At 66.5% G+C, this 16,220-nt stretch carries 17 protein-coding genes and 6 tRNA genes; 4 read left to right on the forward strand and 19 right to left on the reverse strand.

What is annotated here, in order from left to right; all coding sequences use genetic code 11:
- Positions 1-72: 72 nt before the first annotated feature.
- The 10 genes from QRN34_RS00790 to rlmE all read right to left on the reverse strand — a co-directional run bounded on the left by QRN34_RS00790 (position 73) and on the right by rlmE (position 6,506).
- Positions 73-157: transfer RNA gene (locus QRN34_RS00790), tRNA-Leu, on the reverse strand.
- A gap of 113 nt (positions 158-270) precedes the next feature.
- On the reverse strand, positions 271-1,218 hold the full coding sequence (locus QRN34_RS00795) for an alpha/beta hydrolase (RefSeq protein WP_285401128.1): 948 nt from the start codon (positions 1,216-1,218) through the stop codon (positions 271-273).
- Positions 1,219-1,357: 139 nt separating this feature from the next.
- Complete coding sequence (locus tag QRN34_RS00800; protein WP_285401130.1) at positions 1,358-3,007, reverse strand: phosphoethanolamine--lipid A transferase; 1,650 nt, start codon at positions 3,005-3,007, stop codon at positions 1,358-1,360.
- A 94-nt stretch (positions 3,008-3,101) separates the two neighbouring features.
- Positions 3,102-3,177: transfer RNA gene (locus tag QRN34_RS00805), tRNA-Lys, on the reverse strand.
- 28 nt (positions 3,178-3,205) lie between these two features.
- A tRNA-His gene (locus tag QRN34_RS00810) sits at positions 3,206-3,282 on the reverse strand.
- Positions 3,283-3,296: 14 nt separating this feature from the next.
- Positions 3,297-3,373 (reverse strand) — tRNA-Arg (locus tag QRN34_RS00815).
- Between the two features lie 23 nt (positions 3,374-3,396).
- A tRNA-Pro gene (locus tag QRN34_RS00820) sits at positions 3,397-3,473 on the reverse strand.
- A 142-nt stretch (positions 3,474-3,615) separates the two neighbouring features.
- A tRNA-Arg gene (locus QRN34_RS00825) sits at positions 3,616-3,692 on the reverse strand.
- Between the two features lie 232 nt (positions 3,693-3,924).
- A complete protein-coding gene (gene ftsH, locus QRN34_RS00830; RefSeq protein ID WP_285401132.1) occupies positions 3,925-5,859 on the reverse strand; it encodes an ATP-dependent zinc metalloprotease FtsH in 1,935 nt (644 codons plus the stop codon).
- A complete protein-coding gene (gene rlmE / locus QRN34_RS00835; protein WP_285401134.1) occupies positions 5,856-6,506 on the reverse strand; it encodes a 23S rRNA (uridine(2552)-2'-O)-methyltransferase RlmE in 651 nt (216 codons plus the stop codon). Before rlmE ends, ftsH begins: the two co-directional genes overlap by 4 nt.
- Before the next feature lie 85 nt (positions 6,507-6,591).
- On the opposite strand from rlmE, the gene QRN34_RS00840 reads away from it, so the two are divergent.
- The 3 genes from QRN34_RS00840 to panE are packed head-to-tail and all read left to right on the forward strand — an operon-like array spanning position 6,592 to position 8,215.
- Entirely contained in the window at positions 6,592-6,888 is a 297-nt protein-coding gene (locus QRN34_RS00840; protein WP_036112039.1) for a YhbY family RNA-binding protein, read from the forward strand.
- 6 nt (positions 6,889-6,894) lie between these two features.
- Positions 6,895-7,272, forward strand: coding sequence for an Mth938-like domain-containing protein (locus QRN34_RS00845; protein ID WP_285401137.1), 378 nt, complete (start codon positions 6,895-6,897; stop codon positions 7,270-7,272).
- Between the two features lie 4 nt (positions 7,273-7,276).
- Complete coding sequence (gene panE / locus QRN34_RS00850; protein WP_285401139.1) at positions 7,277-8,215, forward strand: 2-dehydropantoate 2-reductase; 939 nt, start codon at positions 7,277-7,279, stop codon at positions 8,213-8,215.
- 182 nt (positions 8,216-8,397) lie between these two features.
- Here panE and QRN34_RS00855 read toward each other — a convergent pair whose 3' ends face one another.
- The 4 genes from QRN34_RS00855 to surE are packed head-to-tail and all read right to left on the reverse strand — an operon-like array spanning position 8,398 to position 11,576.
- Positions 8,398-9,447 (reverse strand): peptidoglycan DD-metalloendopeptidase family protein, encoded by a 1,050-nt coding sequence (locus tag QRN34_RS00855; RefSeq protein WP_285401141.1) that lies wholly within the window; start codon positions 9,445-9,447, stop codon positions 8,398-8,400.
- Between the two features lie 23 nt (positions 9,448-9,470).
- Entirely contained in the window at positions 9,471-10,079 is a 609-nt protein-coding gene (locus tag QRN34_RS00860) for a DedA family protein (protein ID WP_285401143.1), read from the reverse strand.
- Between the two features lie 29 nt (positions 10,080-10,108).
- Positions 10,109-10,792 carry a protein-L-isoaspartate(D-aspartate) O-methyltransferase gene (locus tag QRN34_RS00865; RefSeq protein WP_285401145.1) on the reverse strand — a complete coding sequence of 228 codons (684 nt, stop codon included), beginning with the start codon at positions 10,790-10,792 and terminating at the stop codon, positions 10,109-10,111.
- A gap of 1 nt (position 10,793) precedes the next feature.
- Positions 10,794-11,576, reverse strand: coding sequence for a 5'/3'-nucleotidase SurE (surE, locus tag QRN34_RS00870; protein WP_285401147.1), 783 nt, complete (start codon positions 11,574-11,576; stop codon positions 10,794-10,796).
- A 117-nt stretch (positions 11,577-11,693) separates the two neighbouring features.
- Between surE and QRN34_RS00875 the strand changes: the two genes are divergently transcribed.
- Entirely contained in the window at positions 11,694-12,236 is a 543-nt protein-coding gene (locus QRN34_RS00875) for a Smr/MutS family protein (RefSeq protein WP_285401149.1), read from the forward strand.
- A 3-nt stretch (positions 12,237-12,239) separates the two neighbouring features.
- On the opposite strand, the gene truD is transcribed toward QRN34_RS00875, so the two are convergent.
- The 5 genes from truD to ftsB are packed head-to-tail and all read right to left on the reverse strand — an operon-like array spanning position 12,240 to position 16,199.
- Positions 12,240-13,271 carry a tRNA pseudouridine(13) synthase TruD gene (truD, locus tag QRN34_RS00880; RefSeq protein WP_285401152.1) on the reverse strand — a complete coding sequence of 344 codons (1,032 nt, stop codon included), beginning with the start codon at positions 13,269-13,271 and terminating at the stop codon, positions 12,240-12,242.
- A gap of 9 nt (positions 13,272-13,280) precedes the next feature.
- Positions 13,281-14,708: a magnesium transporter gene (gene mgtE, locus QRN34_RS00885; protein ID WP_285401154.1), complete on the reverse strand. Its 1,428-nt coding sequence runs from the start codon at positions 14,706-14,708 to the stop codon at positions 13,281-13,283.
- Positions 14,705-15,178: a 2-C-methyl-D-erythritol 2,4-cyclodiphosphate synthase gene (gene ispF, locus QRN34_RS00890; RefSeq protein WP_036142695.1), complete on the reverse strand. Its 474-nt coding sequence runs from the start codon at positions 15,176-15,178 to the stop codon at positions 14,705-14,707. The genes mgtE and ispF overlap by 4 nt, the downstream gene beginning before the upstream one ends.
- The gene (gene ispD / locus QRN34_RS00895) at positions 15,178-15,867 is read right to left on the reverse strand and encodes a 2-C-methyl-D-erythritol 4-phosphate cytidylyltransferase (protein ID WP_285401156.1); all 690 of its coding nucleotides are present in this window, start codon (positions 15,865-15,867) and stop codon (positions 15,178-15,180) included. The genes ispF and ispD overlap by 1 nt, the downstream gene beginning before the upstream one ends.
- Complete coding sequence (gene ftsB / locus QRN34_RS00900) at positions 15,867-16,199, reverse strand: cell division protein FtsB (RefSeq protein WP_036144740.1); 333 nt, start codon at positions 16,197-16,199, stop codon at positions 15,867-15,869. The genes ispD and ftsB overlap by 1 nt, the downstream gene beginning before the upstream one ends.
- Between the last annotated feature and the right edge of the window lie 21 nt (positions 16,200-16,220).

A 16,220-nucleotide genomic window follows, 5' to 3' on the forward strand; every position in this document is an offset into this window, starting at 1 on the left:
AAAACACGCGCAGAAGATCATTTACTTGACGAGTCAACAAGCGCTAACTCTATGATCTTGTTGGATGTGGACTGGTGCGAGAGGGGGGACTCGAACCCCCACGACCAAGGCCGTCAGAACCTAAATCTGGTGCGTCTACCAATTCCGCCACTCTCGCCCGCGGCGCCATTCTAGGGTGCCGCCGGGCCGAGGTCCACCAGACGATTGGCAACGCGACATCGTCCGGACGCCTGGACCCCATGACCTACGCAAGGTCACTCCCCCAAAGGGTCATTTTCCTGAAGACGGAAGCATCCCGATGCTTTCCATCCACGTGTCGACCAGGGCGGGCCACCGTGTAATCGGCTCGGCCGTCGGTCGCAGCCCGAACGCATGACCACCGAGCGGGTAGACATGCAGCTCCGCCTGCACGCCTGCCTCCTTGAGCGCCCGGTAGTACACCAACACCTGATCCACCCCGTCCACATGATCGTCCTCCGCCTGGAGAAGGAACGTGGGCGGCGCATCCTTCGGCACACGTACCGTGGGATTGAGCGTGACCCGGTCGGCGGTCAGGTGCCCCGGATAGATGCCCACAGCGAAGTCCGGTCGCGCGCTGAGCGTGTCGGCCTCATCGACAGCACGATAGACCCGGCGCCGGAAATTCGTACTTGCCTCGGCGACCAGAAAACCACCCGCCGAAAACCCCAGTACGCCGACCTTGCCTGCATCGACATGCCAGGCCGTGGCGTGCGAACGGATCAGCCGCATCGCCCGCTGCGTGTCCTGGTAGGACGGCACCGACAGCGCGAAGTTATGCGGGCGGCAGTCGCAGGTCCAGTCGTAGGGTGCACTAGGGATGCGGTATTTCAGCAGCACGCAGGTGACGCCCCGCTTCACGAGCCAGTCGCATACTTCGGTACCTTCCAGGTCCATGGCCAGGATCGAGAACCCGCCGCCGGGAATCACCAGTACGGCCGTGCCGTTGCCTGGTGCCGAGGGCGGATAGACCGTGATCGTCGGTATCGAGACGTTATGGATCGCCGTGACCGTCTTGCCACCGATGAGATCGCTGCCCGTAGACACGTATTCCGGACCCGGGGGCGCAGGCGATGACGGTGGTGCGTCCGGCCACAGCGGCATCTGCGTGAGACCACGCGCGGGTTGCCAGACCGGCTCGGCCGCAGGCGTCACCGCCGGCAGGAGCGACAGAAGAAAAACCACGATCCAACGTTTCATGCGAACCCCCTGATGATGAAGCCCGACCGCATCCGCCCGCACGCCGTGCGACCTGGCGGTCAACGTGGTCGAATCATGGACGGGCGACAGGGCCTGGCGGTGTCACGAAGATGGCGTGAATCGGGCCCATCGGCACGGGTCAGCCGCGACAGCCGGCCAGCAGATCGAGCGCAGGCACATACACGCTCGTGCGGGTGTCGAAGAAACCCAGCAGGGTATGGAACAGGTTGTCCTGGCTCGACGGCTGTACGCGTCGCTGGTCCAGGCATGCCATGCGGACGCCGGCATCGCGCACCCACCCCGGCGAGAACCACATCAGCATCGGGATATGCTTCTGCTGACTGGGTGCGGTGTCCCAATCGGCGCCGTGCAGGTAGACGTCGTTCTCGCCCAGCGACTCGCCGTGATCGGACAGGTACATCATGACGCTATCGACCTCGGGCGCCGCCTTCAGTGCATCCACCACGCGACCCAGGATGTGGTCGGTGTAGAGGATGGTGTTGTCGTAGCTGGCCACCGTCTGCGCATAGGTGCATGTCTGCACCTCCGCGGTATCGCATCCGGGCTTGAACACGTTGAACGCGGCGGGATAGCGCTGGAAGTACGCCGGCCCGTGGCTGCCCTTGATGTGCAGCACCAGCAGCGCCGGCGAACGCGTATGTGCCAGGCGCGCCGGCAGGTCGGCCAACAGCACCTCGTCGAGGCAGCCGTCGGCGTTGCACAGCCCGGCTACCTTGTCGTTGGTGACGTCGTCGTTGGGCACCCGCAGGCACACGTCCTTGCAGCCCTCGTCGTTGTCGCGCCAGAACACATCCACACCGGCATGCTGCAGCACGTCCAACACGTTCCAGTGCGCCTTGGCCACGGGCTTGTCGAACTTCTCCCGCGTCATGTTCGAGAACATGCAGGGCACCGACACGGTGGTGGCCGTGCCACACGACCATGCATCGGTGAAGTACGTCACGCCCGCGCGCCTCATCTCGGGATTGGTGTCGCGTGCGTAACCCTGCAACGACTGGTTCTCGGCGCGCGCGGTCTCCCCCACCACCAGCACGACGATCCGCTTGCGCGCTGCCATCGCGGCGTTCGGTGCCAACGTGGCGTCGGTGCCGATCGGCGTCATGGTGGTCTTGCGGCGGAACACGTCACGCTGCAGGTAGTGGAACGTGCCGCTGAGCGCCGCGTACGGGTTGAATACCTCGTACAGCGTGCGGTGGTTGCGCTCGAAGTAGACGTACGTGCGACCGACCAGCAGGGGCGGCACGAGCAGTAGCGCGGCAGCGACGCACATGACGATGGCTCGCCAGCCGAGATCTCGCTGCCAGCGGGCAAAGCGCAGCGGCACGACGAGGACGAGCACTGCAGGCAGCACGCCGAACAGGGCGATCCAGCCCACCGAGCCGGGGGTGATCATCGCCATGGCTTCGGCGCGCTGCGTCTCGAAGATGCTCTGGATGATTTCTTCGTTGAGGCGCACGCCGAAGGTCTGCGCGTAGTAGGCGCTGGCCGCGGAGACGACGATCAGCAGCGCCAGCAGCGGCTTACCGATGCGCGGCCAGGTCACCAGCGCGATGGTCAGGGCAAGATTGCCGATCAGGCGGCAATAGACGGCCACCCCCAGCGCGCCGAACCCGACCGCGCCTCGCGATGCGGACAGCGCTTCATGCACTTCCGCCCAGAGACTGCGGTTGAGCACCAGCAGGATGTAGAGGGCGACGGCGACGGCCAGCAGCCAGGCGGGCAACGCAAAGCGGGAACGGTGTGACGAGGATCGTTGGAACACGGGCATCGGGCATCCTGTCTGGCCCGGAAGTTCGCGAGCGACTGATGAAGCAAGACCATAAAAAAAGGCACCTAGATTGCTCTAAGTGCCTGATTCAAATTGGTGGGCCGTGTAAGATTCGAACTTACGACCAATTGATTAAGAGTCAACTGCTCTACCAACTGAGCTAACGGCCCGTTTTAAACTCGCAAACCACGTTGTAAGTGGGGTGGACGATGGGACTCGAACCCACGACATCCGGAATCACAATCCGGTACTCTAACCAGCTGAGCTACGCCCACCATAAAACACGTTCTGGCGCGCCCGACAGGAATCGAACCTGCAACCGTCGGCTTAGAAGGCCGATGCTCTATCCGGTTGAGCTACAGGCGCAGGCACTGTACGTAGAACGCCATTGGTCGGGGCAGAGGGATTCGAACCCCCGACATCCAGCTCCCAAAGCTGGCGCTCTACCAGACTGAGCTATACCCCGAACTTCTAAGCGACAGCCCCATATACCGGGTTGAAGCCTTCAAATGTTACGGGTCTAACTCAAGCCCGTCAATCCGTATGAACACACCACACTTTCAACTATCGCTACCGTCGCGCTGACGCGTCGGCTTTCTGCTTAAAGATGGTGCGCCCGGAGAGATTCGAACTCCCGACCACCAAGTTCGTAGCCTGGTACTCTATCCAACTGAGCTACGGGCGCACACTTTGAAACGTTGACCCCGGCGATAACGTTGGGAGTCGTTAGCGCCGTGCCGAGAAGCGGAATTATTCAGATATCGAGGCTGTGCGTCAACACTTTTCTGAAACTTTTTTCGTAACCGGATAACGCAACGTTCAATTAGTCGTCCGAATGCGCCCTCGCCCGCATGCCAAATCAAGGCGCCGGCCCGACCTCCGATACGCGAAGGCGGCCCGGAGGCCGCCTTCTTCGATCAGATCTGTGTAGCGGGATTGCCGACCTTGTCCGGCGCCGCACCGGCGTCACCGCGCGGCGGAGGCGGCGGGGGCGTGGAGCCCGGCTTCTGCCAGTCGGCCGGAGGACCCGGCTCGCGACCGTTCATGATGTCGTCGATCTGTCGCGCATCGATGGTTTCGTACAGCAACAAGGCCTCGGCCATGATGTGCAGCTTGTCGATGTTGGTCGTGAGCAGCTCCTTGCTGCGCGCGTAGGCGCGATCGAGGATGGTGCGCACCACTTCGTCGATCTTGCGCGCGGTCTCGTTGGAGACGCTCTTGTGCTGCGTCACCGAGCGACCGATGAAGACCTCGTCTTCTTCCTCGCCGTACATGACCGGACCCAGCTCGTCGGACAGGCCCCACTTGGTCGCCATGTTGCGTGCCATCTTCGTGGCGCGCTCGATGTCATTGGACGCGCCGGTGGTGATCTTGTCATGGCCGAAGATCACCTCCTCCGCCACGCGACCGCCGTACAGCGAGCACAGCTGCGATTCGATCGCCACCTTGTTCAGGCTGTACCGGTCGCCCTCGGGCAGGTACATGGTGACGCCGAGCGCACGGCCGCGCGGGATGATGGTGACCTTGTAGACGGGATCGTGCTCGGGCACCAGGCGACCAATGATGGCGTGGCCGGCCTCGTGATAGGCGGTGAGCTTCTTTTCCTCGTCGTTCATGGCCATCGAGCGGCGCTCGGCACCCATGAGGATCTTGTCGCGGGCACGATCCAGGTGGCTCATGCGCACTTCGCGGGCGTTCTCGCGGGCAGCGAACAACGCGGCCTCGTTGACGAGGTTGGCAAGGTCCGCACCGGAGAAACCGGGCGTGCCGCGCGCGATGACCATGGCCTCCACGTCGGTGGCCGTGGGCACCTTGCGCATGTGCACCTTGAGGATCTGCTCGCGACCCTTGACGTCGGGCAGGCCGACGACCACCTGGCGGTCGAAGCGACCCGGACGCAGCAGCGCGGGATCGAGCACGTCGGGACGGTTGGTGGCGGCGATGACGATGATGCCTTCGGTACCCTCGAAGCCGTCCATCTCGACCAGCAGCTGGTTGAGGGTCTGCTCGCGCTCGTCGTGACCGCCACCCATGCCGGCGCCACGATGGCGGCCGACGGCGTCGATCTCGTCGATGAAGATGATGCAGGGGGCGTGCTTCTTGGCCTGCTCGAACATGTCACGGACGCGGCTGGCGCCGACGCCCACGAACATCTCGACGAAATCCGAACCGGAGATCGAGAAGAACGGCACCTTGGCTTCGCCGGCGATCGCCTTGGCCAGCAGCGTTTTGCCGGTACCCGGAGGACCGACCATCAGCACGCCGCGGGGGATCTTGCCGCCGAGTTTCTGGAACTTGCCGGGGTCGCGCAGGAACTCGACCAGTTCACCGACTTCCTCCTTCGCCTCGTCGCAGCCCGCGACGTCGTTGAAGTTGACCTTGACCTGGTCTTCGCCCTGCAGCTTGGCGCGCGAACGCCCGAAGCTCATGGCACCGCGACCGCCGGAGCCGGCCTGCATCTGGCGCATGAACCAGATAAGCACGGCCACGAAGATGATGATGGGCAGCCAGTTGAAGACCAGGCCGAGCAGCGAGAAGCCGTTGTCGGCGGGCTCCTGGCGAAGCTCGACGCCCTTGTCGCGCATCTGCTTGACCAGATCGCTGGAGGAAAGGCCGACCACGGGGACCACCGTGCGGTACGCCCCGCCGTCCTTCAGCTTGCCCGTGATGGTGGGCGGCGCCGTGGAGGTGATCGTGCCGCTGGCGACGTTCCCGTTATCCACCTGCTGGGCGAAGGTCGTGTAGGACATGTCCTGCGACGAACCACTGTGCGGGTTGAAGGTCTGGAACACGGTCAGGAGGACCACCGCGATGATCAGCCAGAGCAACAGATTTTTTGCCATCTCATTCATGCGCGGTTCTCGCCTGGTTGCCGGGACGCGGATTTGAGCCCGGTCGCCAGTGCATACACCTCCGGCGAACGAGCGCGGGAGGCTTTCGGTTTACGCATCGTCACGCGACTGAAGTCAGCGCGCAAGGTCTTGAGGTACTCGTCGAATCCCACGCCCTGGAACAGCTTCACCAGGAACGACCCTCCCGGCTTGAGCCAGTCGAGACTGAACTGCCGGGCCAGGTCGCACAGGTCCATCGCGCGGATCTGGTCGGCCAGTGCCACACCGGACATATTGGGGGCCATGTCGGAGAGGACAAGATCGACCTTATGACCTTCGAGCATGGTTTCCAGTTCGCGAAGTACCGTTTCCTCACGGAAATCGCCCTGCATGAAATCCACGCCGGCCAGGCTGGCCATGGGCAGGATGTCCAAGGCGATCACCTTGCCGGTGTCGCCCATGCGCTGGCGGGCCAGCTGCGACCAGCCGCCGGGGGCTGCCCCGAGGTCGACCACGGTCATGCCCGGCTTGATCAGGCGGTCGCGCTCGATCAGTTCCTCGAGCTTGTAGATGGCGCGCGAGCGGGCACCCTCGGCCTGAGCCTTCTTGACGTAGGGATCGTCGAAGTGCTCTTTCAGCCAACGGGAGCTGGTCTTGCTGCGTGCCATGGGCTTTCGACCGGATACTTAATAAGGAGCAGGCCTTGCATGATACCCTTTGCCACCTGTCCGCCGCACATCGAACCTGAACGCAATGTCGCTTTCCCCTACACAGCGCCGCTACCTCCGCAGTCTCGCCCACGATCTCCGACCGGTCATCCTGCTCGGTAACAAGGGCGCGACCGAGGCCGTGGCGAAGGAACTGGCCCAGGCCCTGGATATCCACGAGCTGGTCAAGGTCAAGCTTTCCGGCGGCGACAAGGACGAGCGCCAGGCCCAGATCGCCTTCCTGTCCGGCCAGACCGGTGCCGAGAACGTCCAGGAAATCGGCCACATCGTCGTCCTGTTCCGTCGAAACGAGCAGGACCCGAAGCTCGCCCTGCCCCGGTAAACCAGCATGGACCTGTCGTTCGAACACCCGGGTGAGTATCTCTTCGTCCGCCGCGTGGGCGCCGATACGGTCACCATCGTCGATCGGGATTTCCACCGCAGCCTGCTGCTGACTCCCGAGCAGGTGGTGGAGAACTGGGCTATCACCGATGCCAGCCAGCTTTCCGCAGACGATGTTGCGACGTTCGTGGCCCTGTCCCCGGAACTGGTGCTGCTGGGCACCGGCGAGCGCCAGGTGTTTCCGCCGGCCGCCTTCATGGCCGGCCTGCTGAAGAAGGGCATCGGCGTGGAGGCGATGACCAACGGCTCCGCCGCGCGCACCTACAGCCTGCTGGCCGGCGAGGGTCGCAAGGTCCTGGCCGCCTTCATCCTTCCGGCGGGCTGATCCCATGCGCTGGCTGGTCCTCGGCGCTGGCGGGACCGGCGGCTACTTCGGGGGCCGCCTGGCCCAGTCCGGTGCGGATGTCACCTTCCTGGTCCGCCCCGAGCGGGAAGCTGCGCTGGCCGCTCGGGGGCTGACCATTCGGAGTCCTTTCGGCGACGCCACGCTGGCCGTGCGAACCACCACGGCCGCGACCGTCGGCGACGCCGGCGCCTTCGACGTGGTGCTGGTTTCCTGCAAGGCCTACGACCTGCACTCGGCGATCGAAGCCATCGATCCCGCGGTCGGCGAACGGAGGGTCATCCTGCCGATCCTCAACGGGCTCGCGCACTACCCGGCGCTGGACAGCCGCTTCGGGCCGGACCAGGTCCTGGGCGGCCTGTGCTTCATCAGCGCGACCAAGGGCCCCGAGGGCGATATCCTCCACCTGGGCAGCGGCGCTTCGGTGACCTTTGGCGAACGCGACGGCCAGCCGCACGACGGCCGTTGCGCGGCCATCGCGCAGGCCTTTGCCGCGGCGGGTGTGGATCATGTCCACGCAAGCGATATCCAGCGCGCCCTCTGGGCCAAGTTCACCTTCATCACCACCCTCGCCGGCGCCACATGCCTGTTTCGCGCCGCCGTCGGCGACATCCTCGCCACGAACGACGGCGGCGAGCTGATGGGTCGCCTGTACGAGGAATGCCTGGCGGTAGCGCGCGACGCCGGCCATCCGGTACCCGATGCCGCGCGCTCGGTAGCGTGGAAAACCTTCACGCAGGAAGGCTCGCCCGTCACCGCCTCGATGCTGCGCGACCTCGAGTCGGGCCAACGCGTCGAAGCGGATCATCTGGTCGGCGACATGCTGCGGCGGGCACGCGAGGCGGGTCTGGCCGCGCCCATGCTTGAGGTGGCCTACGCCCATCTCCAGGCCTTCGAAACCCGCACCCTAAAACACGCCTCCTAACGCCGCGCGGCCGCCTAATGCCGCCCGTAGGAGCGCACGATGTTCGCGAAAAGCCAACGAAGCGGCGACGCGCCCCCCCCCCTACCCCCGCCCGCATTGCCCGACCACCCCGGCATGCCCTGATCGCGCACATCGTGCGCTCCTACAACCGCCGTTGGATTCGGGTGCGCGTGGCGCGGGGATTATTTCTGCGGCAGGTATTGCAGGGGGTCGACGGGGTTACCGTCGCGGCGAATCTGGAATTGCAGTTCGTCGCGCGTGGCGCCGGATGAACCCATCTCGGCCACGGACTGGCCGGCTTTCACCTTTTCGCCTTCCTTGACCAGTCGCTTGCGGTTGTGGCCGTAGGCAGAGAGGAAGCTGTCGCTGTGCTTGATGATGACCAGCTCGCCGTAGCCGACCAGGCCGTTGCCGCTGTAGACGACCACGCCATCGGCGGCGGCGCGCACGGGGTCGCCGGCCTTGCCGGCGACTTCGATACCGGGAATGGCGTCGCCCGAGGCGAACTTCTTGATCAGCGTGCCGTCGGCCGGCCAGCGCCAGTTGATGCCGCCGGCACTGCGGGTGGCGCCGCTGGCGACGATGGGCGTGGCGGCCGGCGGGTTTTCCACCGGTGCCGGCGCGGTGGCCGGGGCGGTCGGGGGCGGCACGACCGACTCGGCCGGCTTGCCAGCGACGACGACCGGGGTGTTGGTCGTGGTCGCGGGGGCCGGCACGGAAGACGCTGCCGTGGCGGCCGCGGCGCCCACCGGTGGGAGGGGCGGCGCGGTAGCGGGCGACACCGTACCGGGAGGCAACGCGGCAGGTGGCGCGGAGGCCACCGGCGTACCGGTGGGCGGCGCCACATGGGCCGGATGACCGGCAGGCGTCGGTACCGCGGCGATCACCGGTGCCGTGGCATGGGCCGGTGCCGGCTTGCCGCCGTCATGGCCCGGCGGCGACAGGCGTAGGTCCTGTCCCGGCCAGATGGTGAACGGCGAGGCGATGTTGTTCCAGCCGGCCAGGTCGCGGAAATCGACCTTGTTACGGAAAGCGATGCTGTAGAGCGTGTCGCCCTTCACCACCCGGTAGCTGCCGCCGGGCGGGGGCGGCGGCGACGGAGCGTTCGACGACGACGAGGTATAGCTGCCTGGTGCACGCGTTACCACGACGGAACTGGTGGGCGTGCAGGCGGAAAGGACCACGGCCACGCCGAGCACGACGGCCGGGGCCAGCGGACGGAGCATGGACATCGCGGATTTCCTTTCTCGGTCGTTCATCGCAGCAGGAACCACCACAAGGCCAGGAGGACGACGGCCACGATAACAGCCCAGCCTATCCACTCGATGTGTTTACGGAGCATCTTTTCGGCACGCTCGCCGAAGATACGGATGAGCAGGGCCAGCAGCCAGACACGCTTGCCGCGCCCGACCAGCATGCAGACCAGGAACGGCAGCAGCGGCACGCCGACGATGCCCGACGCCCAGGTGACGAACTTCATCGGCACCACGGGCTGCAGCGCGGCCATCGCCAGGACGATGTAGAGGCCGAACGAATGCGACGCCATGTCCTTCTGCAGGTTTTCCACGCCGCGCATGATCGGCGCCAGCAGGTGCATCGAATCGAGCAGCGGCTTCAGCGCCTCGAAGGCGAAATGTCCCAGCATGTAGCCGACCAGCGAACCGAGCAGCGAGAACAGCAGGCTCCAGTTCGCGTAGCGAAACGCCTTGCGCGGTTCCGCCAGCATCATCGGCGCCAGCATCACCTCGGGCATCACCGGGAAGATGAAAGCCTCGACGAAGGACAGGCCCGCCAGGTAGCGAACGGCGTGACGATGGCGCGCCCAGACGATGGCGCGTTCGTAAAGCGACGAAAACATCCGCATTCAGCGGTTTCCCTTGTGGTGTGACGGCATCAGCCGATGCCGCCGAGCAGCGGCACGAAACTCACGGGCCCCAGTTCCTCGCGGACCACCGTGCCGTCGTCGCCCTTGCGCAGCCGCACCAGCAACTGCTGGCTCGGGCCGCCCACGGGAGCCACCAGCACCCCACCCGGCCGCAGCTGGTCGAGCAGTTTGGTCGGCACGCGGTCGCCCGCGGCGGTAAGGATTATGGCGTCGAACGGTGCGTCGGATTCCCAGCCCAGCTTGCCGTCGTCGTGACGGGAGCGGAGGTTCTCGATGCCCAGCTGGCGGAAACGGCGGCGCGCCTGGCGCAGCAGTTCCTCGATGCGCTCCACGGTGTACACCGTGGGCACGATGCCCGCGAGCACGGCGGCCTGGTAGCCGGAGCCGGTGCCGATCTCGAGGACACGCCCGGGTACCTCGCGCTCGATCAGCGCCTCGGTCATGCGGGCGACGATCCACGGCTGCGAGATGGTCTGGCCGTGGCCGATCGGCAGCGCGGTGTTCTCGTAGGCGCGCGAATGCAGCGCCTGGTCGATGAAATGATGACGTGGCAGCTGGCGGATGACCTCCAGCACGCGCTCGTCGCGAATGCCTTCCTCGACCAGCTTGGTGACGAGGCGATCCCGTGCGCGCTGGGAAGTCATGCCTTCGCCGCGCAGGGCCGAGGCTGGAAGAGCGTGCAGGTTCACCATGTCAGGCGGCCTCCTCGCTGTCCATCGCCGAGGAAAGCGCCAGCATCCAGCTGCTGACTTTTTCCAGCGCCTGGAAGCGCGTGAGGTCGGTGTGGATCGGCGTGACCGACACATAGCCACGGCGCACCGCGTCGAAATCCGTACCGGGGCCGGCGTCGTCGATCTCGCCCGGCGGGCCGATCCACCACAGGGGGCGACCGCGCGGGTCTTCAGTGCGAATGGCCGGCGCGGCGCGATGACGGCGCCCCAGGCGGGTGACCTCGAAACCGCGTATCGCGTCCCACGGAAGGTCGGGCACATTGACGTTGAGGATGGTGTCGGCCGGCAGGGGATCGACGACCAGGCGCTGCATCAGCATGATCACGGCGCTGGCGGCCGAATCGAAGTGACGGCCCGTGCCCTCGCCCGTGACCAGCGAGACCGCGATGGCCGGCAGGCCGAGGAACCGGCCTTCCATCGCCGCCGAGACCGTACCGGAATAGATGACGTCGTCGCCCAGGTTGGCGACGTTGTTGATGCCCGACACGACGATGTCGGTGGTGTGCTCGAGCAGGCCGGACAAGGCGAGATGCACGCAGTCGGTGGGCGTACCGGCCACGCGATAGAAGCCGTTGTCCATGCGCTGCGCACGGATGGGCGCATCGAGGGTGAGCGAATTGCTCGCCCCCGACCGGTCGCGGTCCGGGGCGACCACGGTCACCGTGCCGAACTCGCCCAGACGTCCGGCGAGAATCCGGATACCCGGAGCCTCCACGCCGTCGTCGTTGCTCACCAGAACTTGCATGCTGATCCAGATCGAAAAACGGGTGCGGCGACCCCACCCCAGGTGGTAATCGCCCGACCCGGCAAGTCTACCGGACCGGGCAGCGGGATTCACGAAAGGCCAGCTAGGATGTCGGACATGAAGCGACGCGCGCCTACGGTCAATGACGACGACAGCCTGTTGTTTCGCCAGGCAATCGGCGACGTTCGGCCCATGGCGCCCGTGGAAAGCCGGCCGGAGCGCCCGCGACCGGCGCCCCATCCGCACATGCGCGACGCGGACGAAGCCGCCGTGCCGGCGGATTCCCTGCTGTTCGACTACGACCCGGCCGACCTGGAAGTGGGCGAAGAGCTGTTCTACCTGCGCGACGGCTATCCACCCAAGTTGCTGAAGCAGCTCAAGCGCGGCCAGTTCAGCATCCAGGCCGAGGTGGACCTGCACCAGATGAACGCCGCGGCCGCGCAACTGAGCATTGCCGACTTCCTCGCCGAATGCCGGCACGACGGCCTGCGTTGCGTGCGGATCATCCATGGCAAGGGCCTGCGCTCGAAAGCCGCCGGCCCCGTCCTGAAAGGGCTGACCGACCGGCTGCTGCGCCGCCGCGACGACGTGGTCGCGTTCGCCTCCGCCCGGCCGATGCAGGGCGGCACCGGCGCGGTGGTGGTCCTGCTCAAGGGCTGAGGCTCAGCGGGCCAGTTCGCGCAGCACCGTGGTGGCGTAAGCACCCGCCGGCAGGCCGAAGGAGACTTCCAGCGCGCGCCCCTCGGCGCCACTGTCGTCGTCCAGCCAGCGCCAGGCCAGGTCGCGCGGCAACAGGCGCAGCGCGCGCCGCTCCTGGTCCATCCGCACACCGGAAAGGCCCTTGGCCAGGTCTGCATCGCGTGCCGCCACCGATCGCTCCAGCTCGCCCGCCGCGTCCGCGGCCGGCGTGTCGCCATCGCCCCAGAGCGGGCCGGACGGATGGATGTCGAAGCGGCCCAGGCGTTCGGCCAGCGTGTCGTTGAAAGGCTCGGGGCCGAACCAGGAACGCGAGCCTTCCAGCGACCAGATCTCGCCATCCAGCGGGGTGTCCCACTGCCCGTTACGCACGCGCTCGGCCAGCACGCCGTTGTAGATGTGCGAGCGCGCGGCGGAAAGCAGGATGGAGCGCTTGTCGCGATCCACGCGGCGGCCGGCGAACATCGCCCGGGCCTGGTCCACGTTGTTGCCACCCAGGCCGAAACGTTGCTCGCCGAAGTAGTTGGGCACGCCGCGTGCCGCGATGGCGCGCAGGCGCGCCTCGGCCGCGTCACGCTCGCCTTCCACCTCACGCAGCACGATCACGAAGCGGTTGCCGCGCAGTGCGCCCCGCTTGATCTTGCGCGAATGGCGCGCGGCGGAAATGATGGTCACGTCCTCCCCCGGGAATGCCGACCAGTCGGGATCGGCCTTGCCCGGCAGGTGCGCGGTGAACACCTGGCGTGTCACCGCGTGGCGATCCTTCATGCCCGCGTAGCCGACGTTCATCGCCTGGATGCCGGCGAACTTGGCCAGCTCGCGCGCCACCCATTCGGTGTTCTGGCCGCGTTTTTCCACCAGCAGGAACGCGTGCTCACCCGCGCCATCGGCTTCGTAACCGAGGATTTCCTCGACGAAGAAGTCCTCGGCACGGGAACGCAGGCGTCCACGCAGGGGCGGTTCGCCGAACGCGAAGGGAAGTTCGTTGGAGTCGTTCATATCGGGCCTTCAGAGCAGGAAAATCGTCGCCAGCCCCAGGAAAATGAAAAAACCGCCGCTGTCGGTCACGGCCGTGATCAGCACGCTGGAGCCCAGCGCGGGATCGCGACCCATGCGGGTCATGAGCATCGGGATGCCCACACCCATGAAAGCGGCAAGAAGGAGGTTCAGCGTCATCGCGGAGGTCATCACCAGCCCCAGCGACACGCTGCCGTAGAGCAGCCAGGCCACCACGCCGATGCAGCCACCCCACACCAGGCCGTTGATCAGGGACACGCCCAGCTCCTTGCGCCACAGGCGCTTGGCCTGCGAGGGCCCTAGCTGCTCCAGGGCCATGGCGCGAACGATCATGGTGATGGTCTGGTTGCCGGAGTTGCCGCCGATGCCTGCCACGATGGGCATCAGTGCCGCCAGCGCGACCAGCTTCTCGATGGAGTGCTCGAACAGGCCGATGACCCGCGACGCGATGAACGCGGTGACGAGGTTCACGGCCAGCCACGCCCAGCGGTTGCGTACCGATTTCCAGACCGAGGCAAAGATGTCTTCTTCCTCGCGCAGGCCGCCGCGCGACAGTGCTTCGGTTTCGCTTTCCTCGCGGAGGAAGTCGAGCATGGCATCCACCGCGATGCGACCGATCAGCCGCTGCTGGTGATCGATCACCGGCGCGGTGACCAGATCGTAGCGTTCGAAGGCCTGGGCGACGTCGTAGGCATCGTCTTCCGGGCGGAACGTATTGACGTCGGGCGCCATGATCTCGTGGACCATGCGGTCCGGCGAATTCACCAACAGCCAGTGCAGCGGCAGCACGCCGGTCAGCACGTTGCCGGCGTTGACCACGAACAATTTGTCGGTCTGCGCGGGCAGTTCGTCGAAACGCCGCAGGTAGCGCAGCACCACCTCGAGGCTGATGTCCTCGCGGATGGTGACCATGTCGAAATCCATCAGCGCGCCGACCTGGTCGTCCTCGTAGGACATGGCGGCCTGCACGCGCTCGCGTTCCTGCGCGTCCAGGCTGGCCATCAGCTCGGGCAGCACTTCAGTCGGCAGGTCGTCGACCAGGTCGGCCAGTTCGTCCGCGTCCAGCGGCTCGACCGCCGCGAGGATCTCGCTGTCGTCCATGTCCGCGATCAGCGTTTCGCGCACCGAATCGGAGACTTCCAACAGGATCTCGCCGTCGCGGTCCGAACGGACGCGCTGCCAGACCGCCAGGCGATCTTCCAGCGGCAGCGATTCCAGCACGTCGGCCAGGTCGGCCGGATGCAGCTCGTCAAGGCGCGCCTGGAGTTCCGCGTCGGCGGTGCCGATGGCGGCACCGTCATCGTCCGGTGCCGCGCCCGCGTGCGCGAGCAGGTCTTCGCGCCGCCGCAGCAACCCCGTGATCGCCTCCAGCCTGTCGTGCAGGCGGGGCGTCGAGGTGCGCGACTCGGTCTCGCTCACGTGGGCAGCACAAGCACGGTGGCCAGTGCCGCGATGCCCTCACGCCGTCCGGTGAAGCCCAGCGTCTCGGTGGTGGTGGCCTTGATGCTGATGCGATCGATATCCACACCCAGGTCGTCGGCGATCGTCTCGCGCATGGCCTGTGCATGGGGCCCCACCTTGGGCGACTCGCAGATCACCGTCAGGTCGGCATTGCCGAGCCGGTAGCCACGCCCGGCCAGCATGTCGCGTACCGCACGGACGAAGCTGCGACTGTCGGCCCCGCGCCAGCGCTCGTCCGACGGCGGAAAATGCTTGCCGATGTCGCCCAGCGCAAGCGCACCGAGCAGTGCGTCGCACAGGGCGTGCAGCACCACATCGCCGTCCGAGTGCGCCAGCACGCCCTGCCCATGCGGCACGCGCACACCACCCAGCATCACGTGGTCGCCGTCGCCGAACGCGTGGACGTCGAAACCCTGGCCGATCCGCATCATCGAGTCCTCTGCAGCAGGAATTCCGCCAGCGCGAAGTCGGCCGGCGTCGTCACCTTGATATTGTCTTCCGCGCCTTCGACCAGGAGCGGCGATACACCCACGCGCTCCATGGCCATCGCTTCGTCACTGACCACGATACCTGCGTCGGCGGCAAGGCCAAGTGCATGGGCCAGCGCGCCGCGACGGAACATCTGCGGCGTGAAGGCACGCCAACGGCCCTCGCGGGGTTCGGTGCCCGCGCTGTGGCCGGTGTCATCCGCCCGTTTCAGCGTGTCGCGCAGCGGCGCCCCGAGCAGGCCGCCCTCGCCCGCCCCGGCCAGATCGATCAGCCGCGTGATGTCGGCGGCGCGCACGCACGGTCGGGCCGCGTCGTGCACCAGTACGAAGTCGTCGCCACCCACCGAGGCCGGCAGGGCGATCAGCCCGGCCAGCACGGAGTCGCTGCGCTCGCCCCCGCCGGTAGCCACCACCAGCGGCTTGCCGCCCACGGCGTCCACGGAAGCGAAATGCCGATCGTCCGCGGCGATGACTACCACCAGCCCCGCGATGCGGGGATGTGCGGCCAGCCGCGCCAGTGTGTGATCCAGCAGCGGCCGTCCCGCGATGGGCTGGTATTGCTTGGGACGATCGCCGCCGGCCCGGACGCCCTTGCCGGCGGCGGGAAGCACGCACCACAACGCGTCCATCACTGCCCGCCGGGCGGGGCGACGGGCGGCGGCGGGGGTGGCGCGCTGACCGCGGCCCCCGGTTCCACCACCTGATAGAAGGTTTCACCCGGCTTGACCAGGCCCAGTTCCTGGCGCGCGCGCGCCTCGGTGGCCTGTTCGCCGTGCTTCAGGTCTTCCACGTCCGCGGCCAGAGCCTGGTTGCGCTTTTGCAGGGCGGCGTTGTCCGCCGTCTGCTGGGCGACCGAGGCACGCAACGAATCGACCTCGGCCATACCCCCACCGCCGACCCACAGCTTCAGCTGCAGCGCGATGAGGATGATGACGAGGATCAGGCCGATCCAGCGCAGGATTGCCGCGTTGCTCAAGCCCGG

This window comes from Luteibacter sp. ME-Dv--P-043b, assembly GCF_030209605.1.
Taxonomy (GTDB): domain Bacteria; phylum Pseudomonadota; class Gammaproteobacteria; order Xanthomonadales; family Rhodanobacteraceae; genus Luteibacter.